18 protein-coding genes are annotated in these 20,562 nt (G+C 71.2%); 7 read left to right on the top strand and 11 right to left on the bottom strand.

The genetic code is table 11. The features are described 5' to 3' along the window. Positions 1-134: 134 nt before the first annotated feature. Positions 135-1,916 carry a DEAD/DEAH box helicase gene (locus tag OG521_24805; GenBank protein WUW23814.1) on the top strand — a complete coding sequence of 594 codons (1,782 nt, stop codon included), beginning with the start codon at positions 135-137 and terminating at the stop codon, positions 1,914-1,916. 86 nt (positions 1,917-2,002) lie between these two features. On the opposite strand, the gene OG521_24810 is transcribed toward OG521_24805, so the two are convergent. Then, positions 2,003-2,554 carry a hypothetical protein gene (locus tag OG521_24810; protein WUW23815.1) on the bottom strand — a complete coding sequence of 184 codons (552 nt, stop codon included), beginning with the start codon at positions 2,552-2,554 and terminating at the stop codon, positions 2,003-2,005. A 292-nt stretch (positions 2,555-2,846) separates the two neighbouring features. Between OG521_24810 and OG521_24815 the strand changes: the two genes are divergently transcribed. From OG521_24815 to OG521_24830, 4 genes are all read left to right on the top strand, one after another. Beyond that, positions 2,847-4,469: a WxL domain-containing protein gene (locus tag OG521_24815; GenBank protein ID WUW23816.1), complete on the top strand. Its 1,623-nt coding sequence runs from the start codon at positions 2,847-2,849 to the stop codon at positions 4,467-4,469. Between the two features lie 116 nt (positions 4,470-4,585). Further along, positions 4,586-6,598 (top strand): hypothetical protein, encoded by a 2,013-nt coding sequence (locus tag OG521_24820; GenBank protein WUW23817.1) that lies wholly within the window; start codon positions 4,586-4,588, stop codon positions 6,596-6,598. Positions 6,599-6,934: 336 nt separating this feature from the next. After that, positions 6,935-7,576, top strand: a complete 642-nt coding sequence (locus OG521_24825; GenBank protein ID WUW23818.1) for a helix-turn-helix domain-containing protein — start codon at positions 6,935-6,937, stop codon at positions 7,574-7,576. A gap of 488 nt (positions 7,577-8,064) precedes the next feature. Then, positions 8,065-8,853 (top strand): hypothetical protein, encoded by a 789-nt coding sequence (locus OG521_24830; protein ID WUW23819.1) that lies wholly within the window; start codon positions 8,065-8,067, stop codon positions 8,851-8,853. Here the strand turns inward: OG521_24830 and OG521_24835 are convergent. The 8 genes from OG521_24835 to OG521_24870 form a co-directional block, all read right to left on the bottom strand. Then, the gene (locus OG521_24835; GenBank protein WUW23820.1) at positions 8,783-10,129 is read right to left on the bottom strand and encodes an MFS transporter; all 1,347 of its coding nucleotides are present in this window, start codon (positions 10,127-10,129) and stop codon (positions 8,783-8,785) included. The genes OG521_24830 and OG521_24835 overlap by 71 nt on opposite strands. A gap of 3 nt (positions 10,130-10,132) precedes the next feature. Beyond that, positions 10,133-10,333 carry a hypothetical protein gene (locus OG521_24840; protein WUW23821.1) on the bottom strand — a complete coding sequence of 67 codons (201 nt, stop codon included), beginning with the start codon at positions 10,331-10,333 and terminating at the stop codon, positions 10,133-10,135. A gap of 14 nt (positions 10,334-10,347) precedes the next feature. Further along, positions 10,348-10,956 carry a helix-turn-helix domain-containing protein gene (locus OG521_24845; GenBank protein ID WUW23822.1) on the bottom strand — a complete coding sequence of 203 codons (609 nt, stop codon included), beginning with the start codon at positions 10,954-10,956 and terminating at the stop codon, positions 10,348-10,350. 115 nt (positions 10,957-11,071) lie between these two features. Beyond that, positions 11,072-12,052, bottom strand: coding sequence for a glycine betaine ABC transporter substrate-binding protein (locus tag OG521_24850; GenBank protein WUW23823.1), 981 nt, complete (start codon positions 12,050-12,052; stop codon positions 11,072-11,074). Next, the gene (locus tag OG521_24855) at positions 12,049-12,933 is read right to left on the bottom strand and encodes an ABC transporter permease (protein ID WUW23824.1); all 885 of its coding nucleotides are present in this window, start codon (positions 12,931-12,933) and stop codon (positions 12,049-12,051) included. Before OG521_24855 ends, OG521_24850 begins: the two co-directional genes overlap by 4 nt. Next, the gene (locus OG521_24860; GenBank protein ID WUW23825.1) at positions 12,930-14,192 is read right to left on the bottom strand and encodes a betaine/proline/choline family ABC transporter ATP-binding protein; all 1,263 of its coding nucleotides are present in this window, start codon (positions 14,190-14,192) and stop codon (positions 12,930-12,932) included. Before OG521_24860 ends, OG521_24855 begins: the two co-directional genes overlap by 4 nt. Further along, on the bottom strand, positions 14,185-14,832 hold the full coding sequence (locus OG521_24865; protein ID WUW23826.1) for an ABC transporter permease: 648 nt from the start codon (positions 14,830-14,832) through the stop codon (positions 14,185-14,187). The genes OG521_24860 and OG521_24865 overlap by 8 nt, the downstream gene beginning before the upstream one ends. A 15-nt stretch (positions 14,833-14,847) precedes the next feature. Then, complete coding sequence (locus OG521_24870) at positions 14,848-15,321, bottom strand: Lrp/AsnC family transcriptional regulator (GenBank protein ID WUW23827.1); 474 nt, start codon at positions 15,319-15,321, stop codon at positions 14,848-14,850. A 134-nt stretch (positions 15,322-15,455) separates the two neighbouring features. On the opposite strand from OG521_24870, the gene hppD reads away from it, so the two are divergent. After that, on the top strand, positions 15,456-16,601 hold the full coding sequence (gene hppD, locus OG521_24875; protein WUW23828.1) for a 4-hydroxyphenylpyruvate dioxygenase: 1,146 nt from the start codon (positions 15,456-15,458) through the stop codon (positions 16,599-16,601). Between the two features lie 117 nt (positions 16,602-16,718). Here hppD and OG521_24880 read toward each other — a convergent pair whose 3' ends face one another. After that, a complete protein-coding gene (locus tag OG521_24880) occupies positions 16,719-18,491 on the bottom strand; it encodes a tetratricopeptide repeat protein (protein ID WUW23829.1) in 1,773 nt (590 codons plus the stop codon). Between the two features lie 97 nt (positions 18,492-18,588). Here OG521_24880 and OG521_24885 point away from each other — a divergent pair, with 97 nt between their 5' ends. After that, positions 18,589-19,956: an FAD-binding protein gene (locus OG521_24885; GenBank protein ID WUW23830.1), complete on the top strand. Its 1,368-nt coding sequence runs from the start codon at positions 18,589-18,591 to the stop codon at positions 19,954-19,956. Positions 19,957-20,000: 44 nt separating this feature from the next. Here OG521_24885 and OG521_24890 read toward each other — a convergent pair whose 3' ends face one another. Further along, complete coding sequence (locus OG521_24890) at positions 20,001-20,477, bottom strand: SsgA family sporulation/cell division regulator (GenBank protein WUW23831.1); 477 nt, start codon at positions 20,475-20,477, stop codon at positions 20,001-20,003. Between the last annotated feature and the right edge of the window lie 85 nt (positions 20,478-20,562).

The following is a 20,562-nucleotide window of genomic DNA, read 5'->3' on the forward strand; positions in this document are numbered from 1 at the left end:
TTCGGGGCGGCGCAGTCCGAGGCGGATCGCGCCCCGCCCCCCGGTAAGGTGGCCCGGTTGTCGTATCGCGTGCGGGCCCGTCCCGGTCCGTGCGGACAGCACCACACGTACCCGAGAGACCCGAACCGGAGACCGTGACTACTACCGCCTCCCACCACCTCTCACCCGCCTTTCCCGGCCGCGCCCCCTGGGGTACGGCCGGCAAGCTGCGAGCCTGGCAGCAGGGCGCCCTCGAGAGGTACGTCCAGGAGCAGCCGCGCGACTTCCTCGCGGTCGCGACCCCCGGCGCCGGGAAGACCACCTTCGCGCTGACCCTCGCCTCATGGCTGCTCCACCACCACGTCGTGCAGCAGATCACCGTCGTCGCGCCCACCGAGCACCTGAAGAAGCAGTGGGCGGAGGCGGCCGCCCGGATAGGGATCAAGCTCGATCCCGACTACAGCGCGGGCCCCGTGAGCAAGGAGTACCACGGGGTCGCCGTCACGTACGCGGGCGTCGGAGTCCGCCCCATGCTGCACCGCAACCGGTGCGAGCAGCGCAAGACCCTGGTGATCCTCGACGAGATCCACCACGCCGGTGACTCCAAGTCCTGGGGCGAGGCCTGCCAGGAGGCGTTCGACCCGGCGACCCGCCGGCTCGCGCTCACCGGCACGCCGTTCCGCTCCGACACCAACCCGATCCCCTTCGTCGCGTACGAGGAGGGCAACGACGGAATCCGGCGGTCGTCCGCCGACTACACCTACGGGTACGGCAACGCGCTCGCCGACGGCGTCGTGCGCCCGGTCATCTTCCTCAGCTACAGCGGCAACATGCGCTGGCGCACCAAGGCAGGGGACGAGATCGCCGCCCGGCTCGGCGAGCCGATGACCAAGGACGCCATCGGGCAGGCCTGGCGCACCGCGCTCGCGCCCACCGGCGACTGGATCCCCAACGTGCTGAGCGCCGCCGACAAGCGGCTCACCGAGGTCCGCAAGGGCATCCCGGACGCGGGCGGGCTCGTCATCGCCACCGACCAGGAGTCGGCGCGCGAGTACGCCAAGATCCTCAAGAAGGTGACCGGCGAGAAGCCCACCGTCGTCCTCTCCGACGAGAAGGCCGCGTCGAAGAAGATCGACGCGTTCACCGAGGACGGCTCGCGCTGGATGGTCGCCGTCCGCATGGTGTCGGAGGGCGTCGACGTGCCGCGGCTGGCCGTCGGCGTGTACGCCACCACCATCTCGACGCCGCTCTTCTTCGCCCAGGCCGTCGGCCGCTTCGTGCGCTCCCGCAGGCGCGGCGAGACCGCTTCGGTCTTCGTGCCGACGATCCCGATGCTCCTCGACTTCGCCAACGAGATGGAGGTCGAACGGGACCACGTCCTCGACAAGCCCAAGAAGGGCAGCGACGAGGAGAACCCGTTCTCCGAGGAGGACAAGCTCCTGGCCGACGCCGAGAAGCTGGAGGACGAGGAGACCGAGGAGCAGCTGCCGTTCGAGGCGCTGGAGTCCGACGCCGTCTTCGACCGGGTGCTGTACGACGGCGCCGAGTTCGGCATGCAGGCGCACCCGGGCAGCGAGGAGGAGCAGGACTACCTCGGCATCCCGGGGCTGCTCGAACCCGACCAGGTGCAGCTGCTGCTCCAGAAGCGGCAGACCCGGCAGATCGCGCACAGCCGGCAGAAACCGGCCTCGGAGGCGGACCTGCTGGAGAAGCCCGCCGAGGACCGGCCGGTGGTCACGCACAAGCAGCTGCTGAGCCTGCGCAAGCAGCTGAACACCATGGTGTCGGCCTACACGCACCAGAGCGGCAAGCCGCACGGCGTCATCCACACCGAACTGCGCCGGGTGTGCGGCGGTCCGCCGAGCGCGGAGGCCACCGCCGGGCAGATCGAGCAGCGGATCAAGAAGGTCCAGGAGTGGGCCACCCGCATGACGTGAGTCCCGCGGGAGCACGAGGACGCGGGCACCGGCCCGGGGCGTTCGGACAGCTGGTTCCGCCCCGGGCCGGCGTCATGCCCGGACCGTCACCAGACGTGCGACGCGGACTGGACGGACGTCGCCACGCACGGCACGGTGGCGGACGTCGGGGACGAGGCCACGATCTGCAGTGACCAGTTGGTGGAGCTCGGGGGAGTGGCCAGCACCACGGAATTCGTGCTGTTGCCGGCCGCGAGCGTGCCGGAGGTGAGCTTCAGGGGGCCCAGGGTGATCGGGTTCCCGCCGCTCATGCCCGGGTTGGCCGTGGCGGAGAACTGGACCTGACTGGTGACTCCGCCCACGGTCTTGGTGAGCTTGAGCGTCGTCGTGATGCTGTTCGGGTCGGCGCTCGTGCCGGCCGGCATCCTGATGTCCGACGACGTGATCTTGATGGACTTGGTCGTGCCGTTGTCGGCGGCGGTCAGGGTGGCGGTGCCGCTGCCCCACGAGCCGCAGTTGTAACTGGCCGTCGCGATGAGCGGGGTCACCGCCGAGGCCGTCGGGGACGACAGGGCGAGCAGGGCGCCGGCCGAACACGCCGCCGCCAGGACCAGCGGTAAGCGTCTTCGGTCCGGCGATGTGCCTGAAGAGATCGACATGACGGGGTGGAACTCCTTCCGGTTCGAATTCCGCAGATTCGACGACTCGCTGCACTCCGTGCATTTGCTGTACGTACGGATCTGCGTGCCGGGCCCGGCATGTCGGGTGCAGTGAAACGGTGATCTTCAAAGAAGTCAACAGGTGCGCAGGAAACGCCTGGAGAAATGCTTTTCGGGCATTTCCGAAAGGATCAATTGGGTCTCTCTTGACTTCTCTGCACGTGACCTCCTCAATGTGCGCAATCAATGGTCCATGAAAGGGTGTCAGGTGATCCGACGACGAAGACCCGGTGTGACCGGTCTGCTCGCGGCCTGCTTCGTGCTGTCACTGGGCTGCGTCGGGGCCACGGCCGCACCGTCCGCTTCCCCCGCCCGCGCGGCCGCGGACGCGGCCGGGACGGTGACCCCGACCGTCCACTGCCTCCTGCCCGCGGGCCAGGGCGAGGCGACCGGGCCGCAGCAGATGACCGTGGAGCTGTCGCCCGCCGTCGTCGAACCGGGTGGCAAGGTGCACGCGAAGGTGACGCTGGGCCCGTCCCCGGCCACCAGCGCCATCGCCCTCGACGACGTGCCGACCATCCCGAGCCTCGACCTCGCGATGTCCGGCGGGGCCACCGGCACCGTCACCGTGCGGGGCGCCGAGTTCACCATGGACATCCCCGCCGGGGCGGCCATCGAGATCCCCGCGTACGAAGGCGACTTCCTGGTCCCCGCGGACGCCTCGGGCGAGATCTCGCTCGCCCCGATCCGTACGCTCACCCAGACCAAGGTGTTCGGATCGGTCTTCGAGACGCCCTGCGACGTCGTCGACGGCGGCGGCCCGGTCGGCACCGTCACCGCGGAGGGCACCGGGTCCGAACCCGCCGTGCTGACCGCCCCCGCCGGCCCGGTGCGCCCGCACACCGAGGTGCGACTGGGCGGATCGGGCTGGACCCCGGACGCGTCCCCCGTGCCGTCGCTCTGCGCGGTCGGCGGCGGTGGCTGCGATCCGCTGAAGTTCACCGCCCACACCCTGCGGACCGACTCCGCCGGCACGCTCACCGGCACCGCCACCCTCGGCGAGGCCGGAGCGGTGCCCGACGGCGACTACGAGGTCAAGGTCAACGACGGCACCAAGGAGGCCACCGCCCCCCTCACCGTCGAGGCCGTCGCGGCCGGCAACCGGGAGATCACGCTGTCGTCCGACAGCGGCCCGGTCGGCAGCGTGATCACCGTCAGCGGCCGGAACTACAACCCGGACCGCTGGATCAACGTCATCGGCCTCGACGCCTCCGGCACCGGGCTCGACGACAGCGCGGTCTACGTGAAGAGCGGCGCGGACGGCACCTTCGCCGTCGAGTTCACCGTCATCTCCGACGCCGTCGCCGCCGTCCAGGCCGACGAGGGCAACGACCCGGCGACCGTACGCACCGCGCCCTTCACCGTCACCACCGGCGGCGGGGACGGTGCCACGGCCGAGCAGCAGCTGACCACGCGGGTCAGGGCCGGGACGCTGACCATGACCCAGGACGGGGACACCGTCGACTTCGGTACGACGGTCCTGGGCGCGGACAGCGGTGTGCAGCGGGCCCACCTCAACCGGGTGGAGGTGCAGGACGCCCGCGGCGTCAACAGCGGCTGGTCCCTGACCGCCACCCTCACCGGCTTCACGAGCGCCGACGGGGGCACCATCCCGGCCGGTGCGGTGCGGTGGGCGCCGGCCTGCACGGCACAGGACGGGAGCGTGGGGGCGCCGGTCGCCGGATCGCCCACCGTGCTCGGGAGCGAGGCGGCGAGCCTCTGCCGGATGAATCCGGACGGATCGCGTCCGTTCACCGGCGGGAAGTTCGACGCCGAGGCGGGTCTCGCCCTCACCGTTCCCGAATTCACCAGGCCCGGAGATTACAGCGCCACCCTGACCCTGACCCTGCTGTAAAGGGATCAGGGGAAATCCCCGCTGACGCCCGCCTGTTCCGTACGGCAATGGAACAGGCGGGCGTCGTCCATTCCGCATTCGGATCACCCGCATTTCCTTTCCTTTGGAGGAGCCGTATGTTCGCGCACCGCAGACCCACCGGCGGACCGGGCCGCCCGGCATTACGCCGGGCCGTCGCACTCGGCGCCGGAGCCGTACTCGTCTGGACCGGGGGCACCGTCGCCCTCGCCCCCCTCGCCCACGCCGGCACCGTCACCCCGACCGTCCACTGCACCCTGCCCGCCGGACAGGGCCAGGCGGACGGACCGCAGCAGTTCGGCGTGGAGCTGACGCCCGACACCGTCGACCCCGGCGGCAGGGTCCACGCCAAGGTGACGCTCGGCCCCTCCCCGGCCACCAGCGGCCTCAGCCTCAACGACGTGCCCACCACCCCGAGCCTCGACCTCGCGATGTCCGGCGGAGCCACCGGCACGGTCACCGTCACCGGACCCGAGATCCCGCTCGACATCCCGTCCGGACAGCCGATCGAGATCCCGCCGTACGAAGGGGACTTCCTGCTGCCCGCCGGCGCGAGCGGACCGATCAGCTTCACCCCGCTGCGCAACCTCACCCGCACCAAGGTGCTCGGCTCCACCTACGAGACCGCGTGCGTCGTCACCGCCGGCGGTGGTTCCATCGGCACCGTGACGGCGGAGGGCAGCGCCGGGCAGCCGGCCACGCTCATCGCCCCCACCGCCCCGGTCCGGCCCTCCACCGCCGTCACCCTGTCGGGCAGCCGCTGGACCGCCGGAGCCACCCCCGTACCGCAGCTCTGCGCCGCGGACGGCGGCGGCTGCGACGCCGCGAAGTTCGCCGGCGGCACCCTCGCCATCAACGGCTCCGGTCAGCTGACCGGCAGCGCCGTGCTCGCGGCGGCGGGCGCGGTGCCGGACGGCTCGTACCTCGTGAAGGTCGGCGACGGTACGAAGGAGGCCACCGCGCCCCTGACCGTCAAGGCCTTCGTGCCCGACGGGCCACGCGCCGTCGCGCTGTCCCGCAGCAGCGGGCCGGTCGGCAGCGTCATCACCGTCACCGGCAGCGACTACCTCCAGGACCGGTGGATCAACACCATCGGCCTCGACGCGAGCGGCGCGACCCTCGACGACACGGCCGTCTATGTGAAGAGCGGCCCCGACGGCACCTTCTCCGTGGACTTCACCGTCTCCGACCCGGCGATCGCGGCGGTCCAGGTCGACGAGGGCAACGACCCGGCGACCGTACTGACCGCGCCGTTCACCGTGACCGAGGCGACCGCGACGCTCTCCGCGGGCGCCGCCAAGGTCAAACCCGGCGGGACGATCAGCGTCTCGGGTGACGGCTGGCCCTCCGGCGCCACCCCGGCCCCCGCCCTGTGCGCGACCGACGGCACCGGCTGCGACGCCGCCCGGATCAGCGGCTCCACCCTGCGCGTCACCGCCGACGGCACCCTCGCGGGTACGGTCACCGTCGCGGCATCCACCCCCCGCGGCGTCTACGCCCTCCAGGTCACGGCGGGCGGCGCACAGGCCCTCACCCAGCTGACGGTCTCCCCGACCTTCGTCGTCCTCACCCCGGCGGCCGGACCGAGAGGCACCGCGGTCACCGTCCTCGGCCAGGGCTTCGCGAAGGTCGCGACCGTGTCGATCGTCGGGCTGCGGGCGAACGGATCGCAGACCTCCGACCCGGTACGCACCAAGGTCGTCGGCCTCGACGGGGCGTTCTCGCAGACCTTCACCGTCAACGCCGCCGACACCGTCGCCCTCCGGGTCCGCGAGGTCCTCATCAACCCGCGCACCGAGACTGCCGCCTTCACCGTCCAGGACGGGACCGTCCCGTCCGGAGCCTCCTTCGCGCTCTCCCCGCCCGAAGGCCCGCCCGGCACGGTCGTCCAGGTGACCGGCCGGGGCTTCGCACCCGTCGCCACGGTCGCCGTCACCGGACGCACCGCCGACGGGAAGCAGACCTCCGACTCCTACGTCACCCGGATCGTCGGACTCGACGGCACCTTCGCCCTCAACTTCACCGTCCGGGACCCGGCCACGAAGGCGATCAGGGCCTGCGAAGTACTCGTGAACGGAAAAACTGTCCAGCAATTGTTCACAGTGAGTTAACGCCGGTTCACGTCCGGTGTACGGAGCGTCGCGGGGGAGTCGGCCGACATGGACGCGCGTAGATCCGCGCCGTTCGGCCGGCGCCCCGCTGACCGGCACTTATGCTCCGGCGGCACAACCGCTTTTCCACAAGCGCCCGGATTCTGGACGAGGTCTTCCGCTGAGCGGACTGGCTCGCTACTGTCCCAAAAATGTGAACGCCCCGTGGCAACGCCGCCGCGGAGCGCAGCCGGTGCCTTGGCCAGGCCGGCGGCCTCTCCGTGCGTCGCCGCTGGGACCGGTGACGCACAATCCGTGAGAACAGCCGCCGCCGCTCACCAAAGAGGAGAGGGCGTCGTGACCGCGGAGACCTCCCAGACGCTCGACCGAGGACTGCGTGTCCTCAAGCTGCTCGCCGACACCGACCACGGCCTGACGGTCACCGAGTTGTCCAACAAACTCGGTGTCAATCGCACGGTGGTCTACCGTCTGCTCGCCACCCTGGAACAGCACACCCTGATCCGCCGCGACCTGGGCGGCCGCGCCCGAGTGGGACTGGGCGTGCTGCGCCTGGGCCGCCAGGTCCACCCGCTCGTCCGGGAGGCGGCGCTGCCCGCGCTGCGCTCCCTGGCCGAGGACATCGGGGCGACCGCCCACCTCACGCTGGTCGACGGCTCGGACGCGCTGGCGGTCGCGGTCGTCGAACCGACCTGGACGGACTACCACGTCGCCTACCGGGCCGGCTTCCGCCACCCGCTGGACCGGGGTGCCGCGGGACGGGCGATCCTCGCCGCCCGGCAGAAGCCGGTGGGCGAGACGGCGTTCACGCTCACCCACGGCGAGCTGGAGGCGGGCGCCAGCGGCGCCGCCGCCGCGCTGATGGGGGTGACCGGGGTCGAGGGCAGCGTCGGAGTGGTGATGCTCGCCGACGCGGTGCCGGAGCGGGTGGGACCGCGGGTGGTCGACGCCGCACGCGAGGTCGCGGACGCGCTTCGCTAGGGCGTAGCCCTTGGGCGGGCGGCGGCGCGTTTGCGTTGCGCCGGTCCTTGGTGCGGGGTTCCGTCCTCAATCGCCGGACGGGCTTGTTGGTGCGGGTTCCCCGCGGGGTGCGCCGTGGCCCGGTGGGTGGGGGTCCGGTGCCCCTCCGGGGCGTCTCCTCAGACGACGAACGTTTCCAGCCCCACGCAGCGGGAGCCCGGAATCCGTTCGTCGTCCTGCGGGGACTCCCCTGCACGGCCCCGGACCCGGCCGCCTCGCGTCTGCGGCGTTCGTGTCGCCGGTGTTCAGACGCGAGTGATGCTGGGTGGGGGCGTGCAGGGGCGTCCCCGCAGAAAAATGGCGTAATACCCGGCCCCCGCTACGTCTCCGGTTGCCACGCCAGTTTTTGAGGAGACGCCCCGGAGGGCCCCCACCCCCACCCACCGGACAGAGGCGAACCCGGCCCGTCCGGCGAACGGCGGCGGAGTGCGGACCGTTAGATTGGGTGGGTGTTCACACGTCGCTCGCGCCCCCGCACCCTCGCCCTGTGCGCCCTCCCGGTCCTCGCCCTGTTCGGCGTCGCGGCCTTCGCGCCGCTGCCGTTCACGCTGGCGCAGCCGGGCACGACGGCGAACGTGCTCGGCGACGACCACGGCACCCCGGTGATCAGTATCGAGGGCACCCCCACCCGGCCCACCAAGGGCGAGCTGAGGATGACCACGATCGTGGCGACCGGGCCCACCGCCGATGTCGGGATCGGCGATGTGATCGACAGCTGGTTCCGTACGGACCGGGCGGTCATGCCCCGTGACTCCGTCTACCCCTCCGGCGGCTCCGAGAAGGAGATCGAGAAGCACAACCTCGACGACATGGCGGAGTCCCAGGACTCCGCGGTCGACGCCGCCCTGAACTACCTCGGCAGGAAGCCCGGCTCCGTCGACGTGACCCTGCACCTCGCCGACGTGGGCGGCCCCAGCGCCGGCCTGTTCTTCGCGCTCGGCATCGTCGACAAGCTCGACGGCGACGGCTCCGGCGGCGATCTCACCGGCGGCCGCAGCATCGCCGGCACGGGCACCATCGAGGCGGACGGGGACGTCGGCGCGGTCGGCGGCGTCTCGCTCAAGACCCAGGCGGCCCGGCGCGACGGCGCCACCGTCTTCCTGGTGCCGAAGGCCGAGTGCAAGGAGGCGGAGTCCGAACTGCCGAAGGGGCTCCGGCTGATCCCGGTCACGACTCTGAAGGGCGCGGTGTCCTCGCTGAGGGCGCTGGACCACGGGGGGAAGATCCCGAGCTGCTGACCCCGTCCGCCGTACGGTCACCCGGCTCCCCGGTCGGGAGGCCGTCCATCGTCCGCCAGGACGGGAAGACCAGCGGGCTCAGCGTCGCGGTCAGGTACACCGCCCCCATCACCAGCAGCGCCCCCGTGGCCCCCGCGCTCTCCACCAGCAGGCCGGCGGCCAGCCCGCCCACCGGCAGGGCCAGTTCGCACCCCGCGGTGATGGCCCCGGAGACCCGGCTGCGCAGGGCGTCGGGCACGCTCCCGTAGATCACCGTCGTCAGGATCGGGTTCAGGACCCCTCCCGCGATCCCGCTCAGCACCATCGTCACCGCGAGCGGCGGCGTCGTACCGGTCAGCGCGGCGACCAGGTACCTCGGCGCCCCGCACAGCAGCACGCACACGGTGAACACGGCCCACCGCGAGAAGCGGTGCCCCACCGCCCCGTACAGCAGCGCCCCGGTCAGGCCGCCCGCCCCGAACAGCGCGGTGAGCAGCCCGAGATCGCGCGCCCCGCCGAGTTCGGCCGAGGCGTGCACCGGGAGCAGGACGGCGATCCAGCCCTGGTCGGTGCCGTTCATGAACAGGACCATCAGGACGACGCCGAGCAGCAGCCGGTTGCCGAACAAGTAGGCGTACCCCTCGCCCAGTTCGCGCCGGTAGGTGCGCAGGGAGACCGGCGCGGCGTTCTTGACCGGCTCCGCCGCGCGGATGCCCCGCAACCCCGCCGCGATCAGCGCGGCCGAGGTCAGGAAGCTCGCCGCGTCCAGCAGCAGCACCGTCTCCGCGCCGACCAGCGCGATCAGTACCCCGGCCAGCGCGGCCCCGACCATCCGGGCCCCGCGCGAGACCGCGTCGAAGAGGCTGGCGGCGCGGGCGAGCGTGGTGCCGGCGTGCTCGGCCAGGTCGGGCACGAGGACGTAGCGCGCGGTGTTGCCCGGGGTGTGGACGAGTCCGTTGAGCGCCATCAGGACGCACAGCACCCAGAAGGAGAGTGCGTCGGCGTAGTACAGCAACGGCACGGCGGCGACGGCGAGTCCGCACACGGTGTCGGAGGCGATGGAGACCCGGCGGCGGCCGGTCCGGTCGATGACGGGCCCGCCGATCAGGGCGGAGACGACGATCGGCAGCGTCGCGCAGAAGGCGACGACTCCGGCCCGTCCGGCGCTTCCGGTGGTTTCGAGGACGAACCACGGCACGCCGATCAGGGTGAGTGAAGTACCTGCGGTGGATATGGAGTTGGCCGCCAGGACGGCGACGAGCGGTTTGCGGTCGGACCTGTTCCTCCCCCCGTCCACGGGCTACGCCGTGCGGGGCGCGCGGTACGGCACGACGGTCCGCTCCGGCAGGAGGCGCAGACCCGTCTCGACCAGGGTCCAGGCCAGCTTGGTCCGCAGCTGCCCGCGCGGGGCTCGGCGGTGGGTGAGGCGGAAGTCGTCGGCCCGGGCGCGCAGTTCGGCGGAGCGTATGCGGTGCAGGGCGAGGTGCGTGTCGGGATGCATGGCGTGGTGGCCCTTCAGTCGGTGGGGCGCGGGAAGACGTGCAGATGGGTGCGGACGACGGCGGATCCCTCGGTGTCCTCGGGGATGCGGCCGCGGTAACTGTTGATCAGTTCGTGCACCTTCTCGGAGAGTTCACTGGCCAGCTCCGGGGTGAGCCGCACCTTGAAGTCGCTGAGGTCCGAGCCCTCGTACCACTCCTGGGGCCACTCGTGCATCGTGCCGAGCCAGGTGTTCAGCTCCTGTGCGTGCGTCGACGCGACCTCGTGGAGGACGAGGCCCATCGCGCCGCGCACCTCGGGGTCGGGGTCGTACAGGAACTCGGGGCCGAAGGAGGCGCCGGCGTGCACGGCCCGCCACCAGCGCTCGCGTCCCTTGCCGCGCGTCGGGTCGTCCTCGACGAAGCCGTACGCGGCGAGCTGGCGCAGGTGGTAGCTGGTGGCTCCGCTGGATTCGCCGAGCCGCTCGGCGAGACCGGAGGCGGTGGCGGGCCCGAACTCCCGGAGGGTGTTGAGCAGCCTGATGCGCAGGGGGTGGGCGAGTCCGCGCAGGGTGCGGGCGTCGATGCTGAGGACCTTCGGGTCCGCGGCGTTCGCGGCCCTGTCGTCGGGCTCTGTGGTTGGCATGCCTCAACCATAGAGTTGCAAAGACAGCTTTGCAACAGGTCTTTGCAACATCTTCTTTGTAACTCTGTCCGGCCCTCCCGAGGCGGCTGTCCGGCCGCCCCGGGAGGGCCGGCTGTCACCCCGCCTTGATGAACCCCTCGTCGACCAGCCAGTCCTTCGCCACCTCGTGCGGGTCCTCGCCCTCGACGTCCACCTTGGCGTTCAGCTCCTGCGCGACCTGCGTGGTCAGCCGTGCGCTGAGCGGGTCGAGCAGGGCCGCGATCACCGGGTACTTCTCGAAGGTCGCGGTGTGGATGACGGGCGCCGCGTTGTAGTTGGGGAAGAAGTGCTTGTTGTCCGCCAGCACGTCGAGGTCCATCGCCTTGATGCGGCCGTCCGTGGTGAACACCTCGCCCAGCAGGCAGGAGTTGGACTTCGACACCTGGGTGTAGACGATGCCCGCGTCCATCTTCTTGATGTTGGCGGCCGGCAGCGACATCCCGTACGCCTTCTCCATGCCGGGCAGTCCGTCGTTGCGGGAGGCGAACTCGTTCTCCACGCAGATCGTCACCGCCGAAGGGTTCTTCTTCGCCAGCGCGGCGACGTCGGAGAGCGTCTTCAGGTGGTACTTCGCGTTGTTCTTCTTGCTGATCGCGAGCGCGTAGGTGTTGTTCAGCGTGGACTGCGGCAGCCAGGTCACCCCGTTCCCCCGGTCCTCCGCGCGGACCGCCTCCCACTGCTTCAGCGGGTCGGTGATCGGCTTGGCGTGGCCCAGATAGGTGATCCAGCCGGTGCCCGTGTACTCGTACATCGCGTCGGCGTCGCCCTGGACGATCGCCTCCCGGGCGCTGATCGAGCCGGGCAGGTTCGTCCGGTCCAGGACCTCCGCCCCGGCCGCCTTGAAGATCAGGCCGACCATCTGGCCCAGGATGATGTTCTCGCTGAAGTTCTTCGAGGTGACGGTCAGCGAGGCGCCGTCCAGCGGCTGCCCCTGCCCGACCGAGCCCGGCTCCACGTCGTCCACCATCGGGGAACCGCTCTTCAGCCCGCACCCCGCCAGCACCAGCGCCAGCGCGGCCGCCCCCGCCAGGCCCGCGCGCACCCGTCGCCTCCTCATCGCTCCACCTCCAGTCCGCGCGGTGTCAGCGCCACCTCGACGAGCGAGGCCAGCCAGTCCACCAGCAGTGCCAGCACCACCGTCAGCACGGAACCGAGCACCAGCACCGGCATGCGCTGGGTCTGGATGCCCGAGGTGATCAGGTCGCCGAGACCGCCACCGCCGCCGAACGTGGCCAGCGTCGCCGTGCCCACGTTGAGCACCAGCGCGGTCCGTACACCCGCCAGGATCAGCGGGACGGCGAGCGGGAGTTCGACCTTCCGGAGCGTGCCCATCGCCGACATCCCGATGCCGCGCGAGGCCTCCACCAGCGTCGGTTCGATCGCCTTCAGACCGGCGACCGTGTTGGAGAGCACCGGCAGCACCGCGTAGATCACCATGCCGGTGATCGCCGTCGACGGGCCGATGCCCAGCCAGATCACCAGCAGGGCCAGCAGACCGATCGCCGGGGTCGCCTGCCCGATGTTGGCGATCGCCGTGACCACCGGCGCCGCCTTGCTCAGTCCGCGCCGGGTCAGCGCGATGCCCAGCGGAATGGCGATGATCAGCACCCAGAACGTCGAGATCGCGGTCAGCCTGACGTGCTGCCACCACCGCAGCTGCACCGTGTCGCCCGCCAGGGAGTTCTCCGCGATCGAGTCCAGGTCGACGTTGGTGATCCACACGTACGTGATGACCAGCACCACCGCGAGCGCCGCCGGCACCAGCACCAGCTTGCGCCAGGTGATGCGGCGGGGTGGTCCGGCCGGCGAAGGCGACGGTTCCGCCTCCTCGTCGCGGAAGGCGTGGCCCTTGACGTCGTGTTCGCCCGGCGGGCGGTCCCGGTCGGACGCGGGGACCGGCCCGGAGGAGCGGGGGCCGGACGGGGAGTCGTTGCTCATGTGCCCGCACCGCCCTCCAGCTCCTGGACGGTCTGATGGGTGCGCAGCTCCTCCAGCTCGTGCTGGTGCTCGATGGCGGTGAGCCGGTCGGCCTCCAGGAGTTCGTGCACCGAGTTCATCAGCGTGTGCATGTCGACGACGCCGATGAACTCGCCCCGCCGTCCGGTCACCGCGACCCGGCCGCCGCTGTCGGTCAGCACCGCCTCCAGCGCGTCGTGCAGCGTCGCGTCCCTGGTCACCGTGTCGTGCACCAGCTGCCCGGCCCGCGCCAGCGAACCGCGGGCCCGCATCAGGTCGCCGCGGCGCAGCCACTTGTACGGGCGGTTGCGGCGGTCCAGCATCAGCAGCTCGTTGTGCGGGCCGCTGCGCAGCTTGTTGAAGATGGACTGGAGCGGGTCGTCGACCGTCACCGTCGGGAACTCCGCGATCTCCACGTCCCGTACGCGGGTGAGGTTGAGCCGCTTCAGCGCCGCGCCCGCCCCGACGAAACCGGAGACGAAGTCGTCCGTCGGGTTGGTGAGGATGGCCTCCGGGGTGTCGAACTGGGCGATGTGCGAGTGCTCCCGCAGTACGGCGATCCGGTCGCCGAGCTTGATCGCCTCGTCGAAGTCGTGGGTGACGAAGACGATCGTCTTGTGGAGCTCGTGCTGGAGCCGGATCAGCTCGTCCTGGAGGTGGTCACGGGTGATCGGGTCGACCGCGCCGAACGGCTCGTCCATCAGCAGCACGGGCGGATCGGCGGCCAGCGCCCGTGCCACGCCGACGCGCTGCTGCTGACCGCCGGAGAGCGCCCGCGGATAGCGGCCGTGGAACTCGCGCGGGTCCAGGCCGACCAGATCGAGCATCTCCTCGACCCGGTCCTTCACCTTCGACTTCGACCAGCCCACCATCTTCGGTACGAGGGCGATGTTCTCGGCGACCGTCATGTGCGGGAAGAGCCCGGACGACTGGATCGCGTAACCGATCTTCCGGCGCAGCTTCACCGGGTCGATGTCCGTGACGTCCTCGTCGTCGATCCTGATCCGGCCCGAGGTCGGCTCGATCAGCCGGTTGATCATCTTCAGGGTGGTCGACTTCCCGCAGCCGGACGGCCCGACGAAGATCACGGTCTCGCCGGCCTTGATGTCCATCGAGACGTTGTCCACGGCCGGGCTGGGATTGCCCGGATAGAGCTTGGTCAGGTTCTCCAGCTGGATGGTCGCCCCGGAGGTGGCGTTGACGACCGGCTCCGGCCCGGTCTCTGCGGCGGACTCAGACACGGATCCCCCTCGGGATGGTGAGCCGCCCCAGCAGCACGTACGCGGCGTCGAAGAGCAGGGCGAGGATGACGATGCCGAGCGTGCCCGCGAGCACCGAATTGATCGCGTTGGCACTGCCCAGCGAGGCGATGCCGCGGAAGATCTCGTTGCCGAGACCGGGCCCGGAGGCGTACGCGGCGATGGCGGCGATCCCCATGAGCATCTGGGTGGAGACCCGGATGCCGGTGAGGATCGGCGGCCAGGCGAGCGGCAGTTCCACCTTGGTGAGCCGGGCGAGCCGGGACATCCCGATGCCCTTCGCCGCGTCCACGAGCGCCGGGTCGACCCCGCGCAGCCCGACGATGGAGTTGCGGACGATGGGCAGCAGCCCGTACAGCGTCAGGGTGATCACGGTCGGCGCCACCCCGAGCCCCACCAGCGGGATCAGCAGACCGATCGCGGCGAGCGACGGGATGGTCAGGACGGTCGCCGTGGAGGTGATCGCCACCGAGGACCCCCAGCCGCTGCGATAGCTGACCACCCCGATCAGGACGCCCAGCACGGTCGCGATCACCATGCACTGGAAGACGGCGCTCACGTGCTGGAACGCGTCGGTGAGCAACTGCTGGTGACGATTTCCCAGGTACTCCCAGAAGCTCACACGTCACTCCTCGGCTCAGTCGGTGTCCTGCGCCGCCTGTTCGACGAGCGGGATGATGCGCAGGGGTACGGGGTTCTCCATGACGATGGCCGTGGAGGCCCGGACAATGCCATCAAATCCGACAACCCGGTCGATCACCCGCTGGAGATCGGCGTTGGAACGGGCCACCAGCCGGCACAGCATGTCGCCGTGCCCGGTGGTGGTGTGCAGCTCCAGCACCTCCGGTACGCCGCCCAAGTGGGCCCGCACGTCGGCGCCTTGGCCCTGTTTGATCTCCAGCGTGGCGAAGGCGGTGACGGGATAACCGAGGGCGGCCGGGTCCACGTCCGGACCGAAGCCGCGGATGACGCCATTCGACTGAAGACGGTCCAGGCGCGCCTGGACCGTCCCGCGCGCCACACCGAGCCGGCGCGACGCCTCCAGGACCCCGATCCGCGGCTCGCGCGCCAGCAGGACGATGAGACGCCCGTCGAGATGATCGATCGCCACGGCCGGCCTCCGGAGGGTCACTGTGATGGTCACCATGTACAGATAGCCCGCCCATCATGGCGAAGCGCTGTGCAAACTGCCCAGCGATTTCACGAACTGTTGCGCACCTTGCGAAGTGGCGCGACGCTTCGGGCATGACAGAGACGATGCACAGCACTCCCGGGACAGCGCGGCAGGCCGATCCCTTCCCGGTCAAGGGAATGGACGCGGTCGTCTTCGCCGTCGGCAACGCCAAGCAGGCCGCGCACTACTACGCGACCGCCTTCGGCATGAAGCTCGTGGCCTACTCCGGACCGGAGAACGGCAGCCGCGAGACCGCCAGTTACGTCCTCACCAACGGCTCCGCCCGCTTCGTCTTCACCTCCGTCATCAGGGCGTCCACGGACCACGGCCGCTTCCTCGCCGAGCACGTCGCCGAGCACGGCGACGGAGTCGTCGACCTGGCCATCGAGGTCCCCGACGCCCGCGCCGCGTACGCCTACGCGGTCGAGCACGGCGCACTCGGACTGACCGAGCCGCACGAGGTGAAGGACGAGCACGGCACCGTCGTCCTGGCCGCCATCGCCACGTACGGCCAGACCCGCCACACCCTCGTCGAGCGCACCGGCTACGAGGGCCCCTACCTCCCCGGCTACGCCGCGGCCGACCCGATCGTCGAGCCGCCCGCCAAGCGCTTCTTCCAGGCCGTCGACCACTGCGTCGGCAACGTCGAGCTCGGCCGGATGAACGAGTGGGTCGGCTTCTACAACAAGGTCATGGGCTTCACCAACATGAAGGAGTTCGTGGGCGACGACATCGCCACCGAGTACTCCGCGCTCATGTCCAAGGTCGTCGCCGACGGCACGCTCAAGGTCAAGTTCCCGATCAACGAGCCGGCCGTCGCCAAGAAGAAGTCCCAGATCGACGAGTACCTGGAGTTCTACGGCGGCGCGGGCGTCCAGCACATCGCGCTCGCCACGAACGACATCGTCGCCTCGGTGAAGGCGATGCGCGCGGCCGGTGTCCAGTTCCTCGACACTCCCGACTCGTACTACGACACGCTGGGCGAGTGGGCGGGCGAGACCCGGGTGCCCGTGGAGACCCTGCGCGAGCTGAAGATCCTCGTCGACCGCGACGAGGACGGCTATCTGCTGCAGATCTTCACCAAGCCGGTCCAGGACCGGCCGACCGTCTTCTTCGAGATGATCGAGCGCCACGGCTCGATGGGCTTCGGCAAGGGCAACTTCAAGGCCCTCTTCGAGGCGATCGAGCGCGAGCAGGAGAAGCGCGGCAACCTCTGATCCACGGCCCTTTCCGGTCCAGGGCCACCACTGATCCACCCACGACGGGGGAACACCGCGACGGGCGGGCCGGAACTCCGGCCCGCCCGTCGCGGCGTGCGGGGGCGGCGCCCCGCGTCAGTGCCCGGGGGACGCGTGCGGCGCCGGCGGCTTCGGCGGGGTGCGGGTGGGAGTGTGCGTCGCGCCGCCGGCCTTTTCGGGTGCGGCCTTCGGCGCGGCCGGCTTCGCCTTCTGTCCCGGCGGGCCCGCCGCCGGGGCCGGGGCGTCACCGGGCTCCCCGGGCGGCGCCGCGGGCTCCGCGGGGCCGGACTCCGGCTCGGGGACGGGCGACGGCTCCTGCGGCGGCTGCGGGGCGGGCGGTGCGGCCGGCTGCATGTCCTGCGGACCGCCGGCCGGCGGCAGCCCCATCGTGTCCAGTGCCTCCTGCGCCCGCGGCGCGTCCAGCGGCGAGAACTGCGGATTGGTGCGCAGCGCCTCCTCCAAATGGCGGCGGGCCGGACCGAAGTCCTGCAACGCCCGCTGCACCATGCCCAGGTGATACGCGTACCCCGCGTTCTGACCGCCCGAGTCGACCGCCTGCTCCGCGTACTCCAGCGCCGAGTCCGGATCGCCCGAACGGTGCAGCGCCCAGCCCAGCGCATCGGCCACCGCCGCGCTGTGGTGCCCGCGGCCCCACTCCGCCCGCAGCAGCTCGACGGCCGCGTTCGCGTCACCGTGCGCCGCCTCGAACCGGCCCAGCAGCAGCGAGTCGTCCACCCCCTGCGCCTTCGTCCGCGCCAGCGCCCTGCGCAACTGCGTGTACTGGTTGACCGAGTCGCCGTCCAGGCCGAGCGACTCGTACAGCTCGCCCAGCTCCAGCATGTACGCCGGGCGCGGCGACTTCGTCAGCGCCGCCTGGTAGTCCCGCTGGGCCTCGTCGGTACGCCCCAGGGCCGCCAGCGCACGCGCCCGGCCGGCCAGGGACGGGTGGTGGGCGGGGTCGGTGCGCAGCGCGGCCCCGTACTGGGCGACCGCCTCCTGCGGCTCACCCCGCTCCCAGGCCAGCTCGCCCAGCCGGGACAGACAGGCCGCCTTCTCCGCGGGGGTCTTGGCCCGGTTCACCGCGTCCTGCGCGGTGGCCAGCGCGTCCTCGCGCCAGCCCCGGTCCCGGTACATGTCCGCCGTCATCCCGAGCGCGGGCACGCCCGAGCGCAGCGCGGCGTACTTCTCGACCGCCGTCGTCGCCGACTTGTAGTCGCCCAGGCCGTTGTACGCGTCGACCAGTTCCGGGTACACCGTCCACTGCTTGGGCTGCCGGGACCGTACCGTCTCGCCCCACTTCTTCGCCGTGACGAAGTCGTGCCGGGCGTTGGCCAGGGAGGCCAGCCCCACCCAGGCCGCCTCGTTGCCGCGCTCGCCAGGCTCCACGTTCAGGGACCGCTTCAGCGCCTGCTCGGCCCGGGTGTAGTACGCCGCGTCCGAGGCCCGGCGCCCCCACTCCACGTACGCCGACCCGAGCACCGCCCACGACCGCGCGTCCGAGGGATGCGTGCCCACCCACTTCTGCCGGTCCCCGATGAGCGCCGTCAGATCGGAGAGCGAGGCGGGGGAGCCGGCCGCCGTCGCGGCCATCGCCCGCGAGACCGGACCCGGTACGGGCGGCGCCGCGTCCTCGTCGCCATCGGGCACCGCGACGACCGCACCCGTCACCAGCACCGCCCCCGCCACCACACCGAACGCGGCCCGGCGCAGGGTCGTGCGCAGCGAGGCGGGCGGCGGTTCGGCCAGGGACGCGGCGTCCGGCGGCAGGGCGGGAGGGGACTCGCAGGGCGGGGCGTAGGCGGTGTCGGCGGAGTGGTCCGGGCCCGGTACGGGGCGATCGGCCGGCGGCTGCTGTGGCGTGACGTCCATGCCGATCACTCTGCGTCAGTACGAAGAGCACACCGCGTCTTACGAACGCTGCCGCATACGGGTTCACACCAATGGGCCCGGGTGTCAGTCTTGGATCATGGACGATCTTCTCGCACTACTGCGCGCGGGCCTGCCGGCCGAAGCCCTCATCACCGACCCGGACATCACCGCCTCCTACGCCAACGACATGGCGAGCTTCTGCGAGGCGGGCACACCGGCCGTCGTCACGCTGCCCCGCACGGTCGAGCAGGTCCAGCACATCATGCGCACGGCCACCGCGCTGCGCGTCCCGGTCGTCCCCCAGGGCGCCCGCACGGGCCTGTCCGGCGCTGCCAACGCCTCCGACGGCTGCATCGTGCTCTCCCTGGTGAAGATGGACCGGATCCTGGAGATCAGCCCCGTCGACCGCATCGCCGTGGTGGAGCCGGGCGTCGTCAACGCGGTGCTCTCCCGGGCGGTCAACGAACACGGGCTGTACTACCCGCCGGACCCCTCCAGCTGGGAGACGTGCACCATCGGCGGCAACATCGGCACCGCGTCCGGCGGCCTGTGCTGCGTGAAGTACGGGGTCACCGCCGAATACGTCCTCGGGCTCGACATCGTCCTCGCGGACGGGCGCCTGCTCAGCACCGGCCGCCGCACCGCGAAGGGCGTCGCCGGATACGACCTCACCCGGCTCTTCGTCGGCTCCGAGGGCAGCCTCGGCATCGTTGTCAAGGCCGTGCTCGCGCTCAAGCCGCAGCCTCCCCAGCAGCTCGTCCTCGCCGCCGAGTTCCCCAGCGCCGCGAGCGCCTGCGACGCCATCTGCCGGATCATGGAACGTGGTCACACACCGTCACTCCTCGAACTGATGGACCGTACGACGGTCCACGCGGTCAACAAGATGGCGAACATGGGCCTCCCCGAGTCCACCGAGGCACTCCTGCTCGCCGCCTTCGACACCCCCGACCCCTCGGCCGACCTCGCCGCCGTCGCCGAGCTGTGCACCGCCGCCGGTGCCACCGAGGTCGTCCCGGCCGAGGACGCGGCCGAGTCCGACCTCCTGCTCCAGGCCCGGCGGATGTCGCTCACCGCCCTGGAGACCGTCAAGTCGGCGACGATGATCGACGACGTGTGCGTACCGCGCTCGCAGCTCGGCGCCATGCTCGAAGGCACCGCCGCCGTCGCCGAGAAGTACGACCTCACCATCGGCGTCTGCGCGCACGCGGGCGACGGCAACACCCACCCCGTCGTCTGCTTCGACCACACCGACGCCGACGAGTCCCGGCGGGCCCGCGAGTCCTTCGACGAGATCATGGCGCTCGGCCTCGAACTCGGCGGCACGATCACCGGCGAACACGGTGTGGGCGTGCTCAAGAAGGAGTGGCTCGCCAGGGAACTCGGCGAGGTGAGCGTGGAACTGCACCGGGGCATCAAGCAGGCCTTCGACCCGCTGGGGCTCCTCAACCCGGGCAAGGTCTTCTGACCCCCGGCTCCGGGCCGGGCCCGTCCGGCGCCCCGGCCGCCCTCTCAACTCTCCCCGTCCTGCGACTCGTCCGACGGCCAGGGGTCACTGAGCCACAGGTCGTCGGCCGGCAGCGGAGCGAGCAGCTCGGCCAGCGCCTCGTCGATGCCGAGCCGCTCGGTCTCCGTACCCGGCGGAACCGCGCGCAGCGTCCGCTCCACCCAGGTGGCCACCGCCACCGACGGCACCTCCAGCAGGGCGTTGCCGTCGGGCGAGGTCAGCGCCACGCAGATGACGCTGCGCCGGTCGATCTTGGTCGGCCAGATCCGTACGTCCCCGTGCCCGCACGGCCGGAACACGCCCTCGACCAGCAGATCGCGGGCGAACGTCCAGTGCACGGGGACGTCGGAGCCGATGTGGAAGGTGATGTGCACGGCGTAGGGGTCGTCGGTGCGATACGTCAGCCGGGCGGGCACGGGGATGCTGCGCTCGGGCGACAGGACCAGCTTGAGCTCCAGCTCGCGTTCCACGACGGTGTCCATGAGGTGCGTCCTTTCGGTGCCTGTGGGCCGGTCCCACGACCGGCCGCACAGGGAGAGAGCGCCCTCCCCGCCATCCATTACGCGA

Origin of the sequence: Streptomyces sp. NBC_01463, assembly GCA_036227345.1 — a bacterium.
Lineage (GTDB): Bacteria > Actinomycetota > Actinomycetes > Streptomycetales > Streptomycetaceae > Streptomyces.

Excerpts from the sequence above, each read along its gene's own strand:
- OG521_24810 (WUW23815.1), bottom strand. The coding sequence starts at position 2,554 with ATGTCGATCTCTTCAGGCACATCGCCGGACCGAAGACGCTTACCGCTG.
- OG521_24820 (WUW23817.1), top strand. The coding sequence starts at position 4,586 with ATGTTCGCGCACCGCAGACCCACCGGCGGACCGGGCCGCCCGGCATTA.
- OG521_24840 (WUW23821.1), bottom strand. The coding sequence starts at position 10,333 with ATGCATCCCGACACGCACCTCGCCCTGCACCGCATACGCTCCGCCGAA.
- OG521_24845 (WUW23822.1), bottom strand. The coding sequence starts at position 10,956 with ATGCCAACCACAGAGCCCGACGACAGGGCCGCGAACGCCGCGGACCCG.
- OG521_24850 (WUW23823.1), bottom strand. The coding sequence starts at position 12,052 with ATGAGGAGGCGACGGGTGCGCGCGGGCCTGGCGGGGGCGGCCGCGCTG.
- OG521_24855 (WUW23824.1), bottom strand. The coding sequence starts at position 12,933 with ATGAGCAACGACTCCCCGTCCGGCCCCCGCTCCTCCGGGCCGGTCCCC.
- hppD (WUW23828.1), top strand. The coding sequence starts at position 15,456 with ATGACAGAGACGATGCACAGCACTCCCGGGACAGCGCGGCAGGCCGAT.
- OG521_24880 (WUW23829.1), bottom strand. The coding sequence starts at position 18,491 with ATGGACGTCACGCCACAGCAGCCGCCGGCCGATCGCCCCGTACCGGGC.
- OG521_24885 (WUW23830.1), top strand. The coding sequence starts at position 18,589 with ATGGACGATCTTCTCGCACTACTGCGCGCGGGCCTGCCGGCCGAAGCC.
- OG521_24890 (WUW23831.1), bottom strand. The coding sequence starts at position 20,477 with ATGGACACCGTCGTGGAACGCGAGCTGGAGCTCAAGCTGGTCCTGTCG.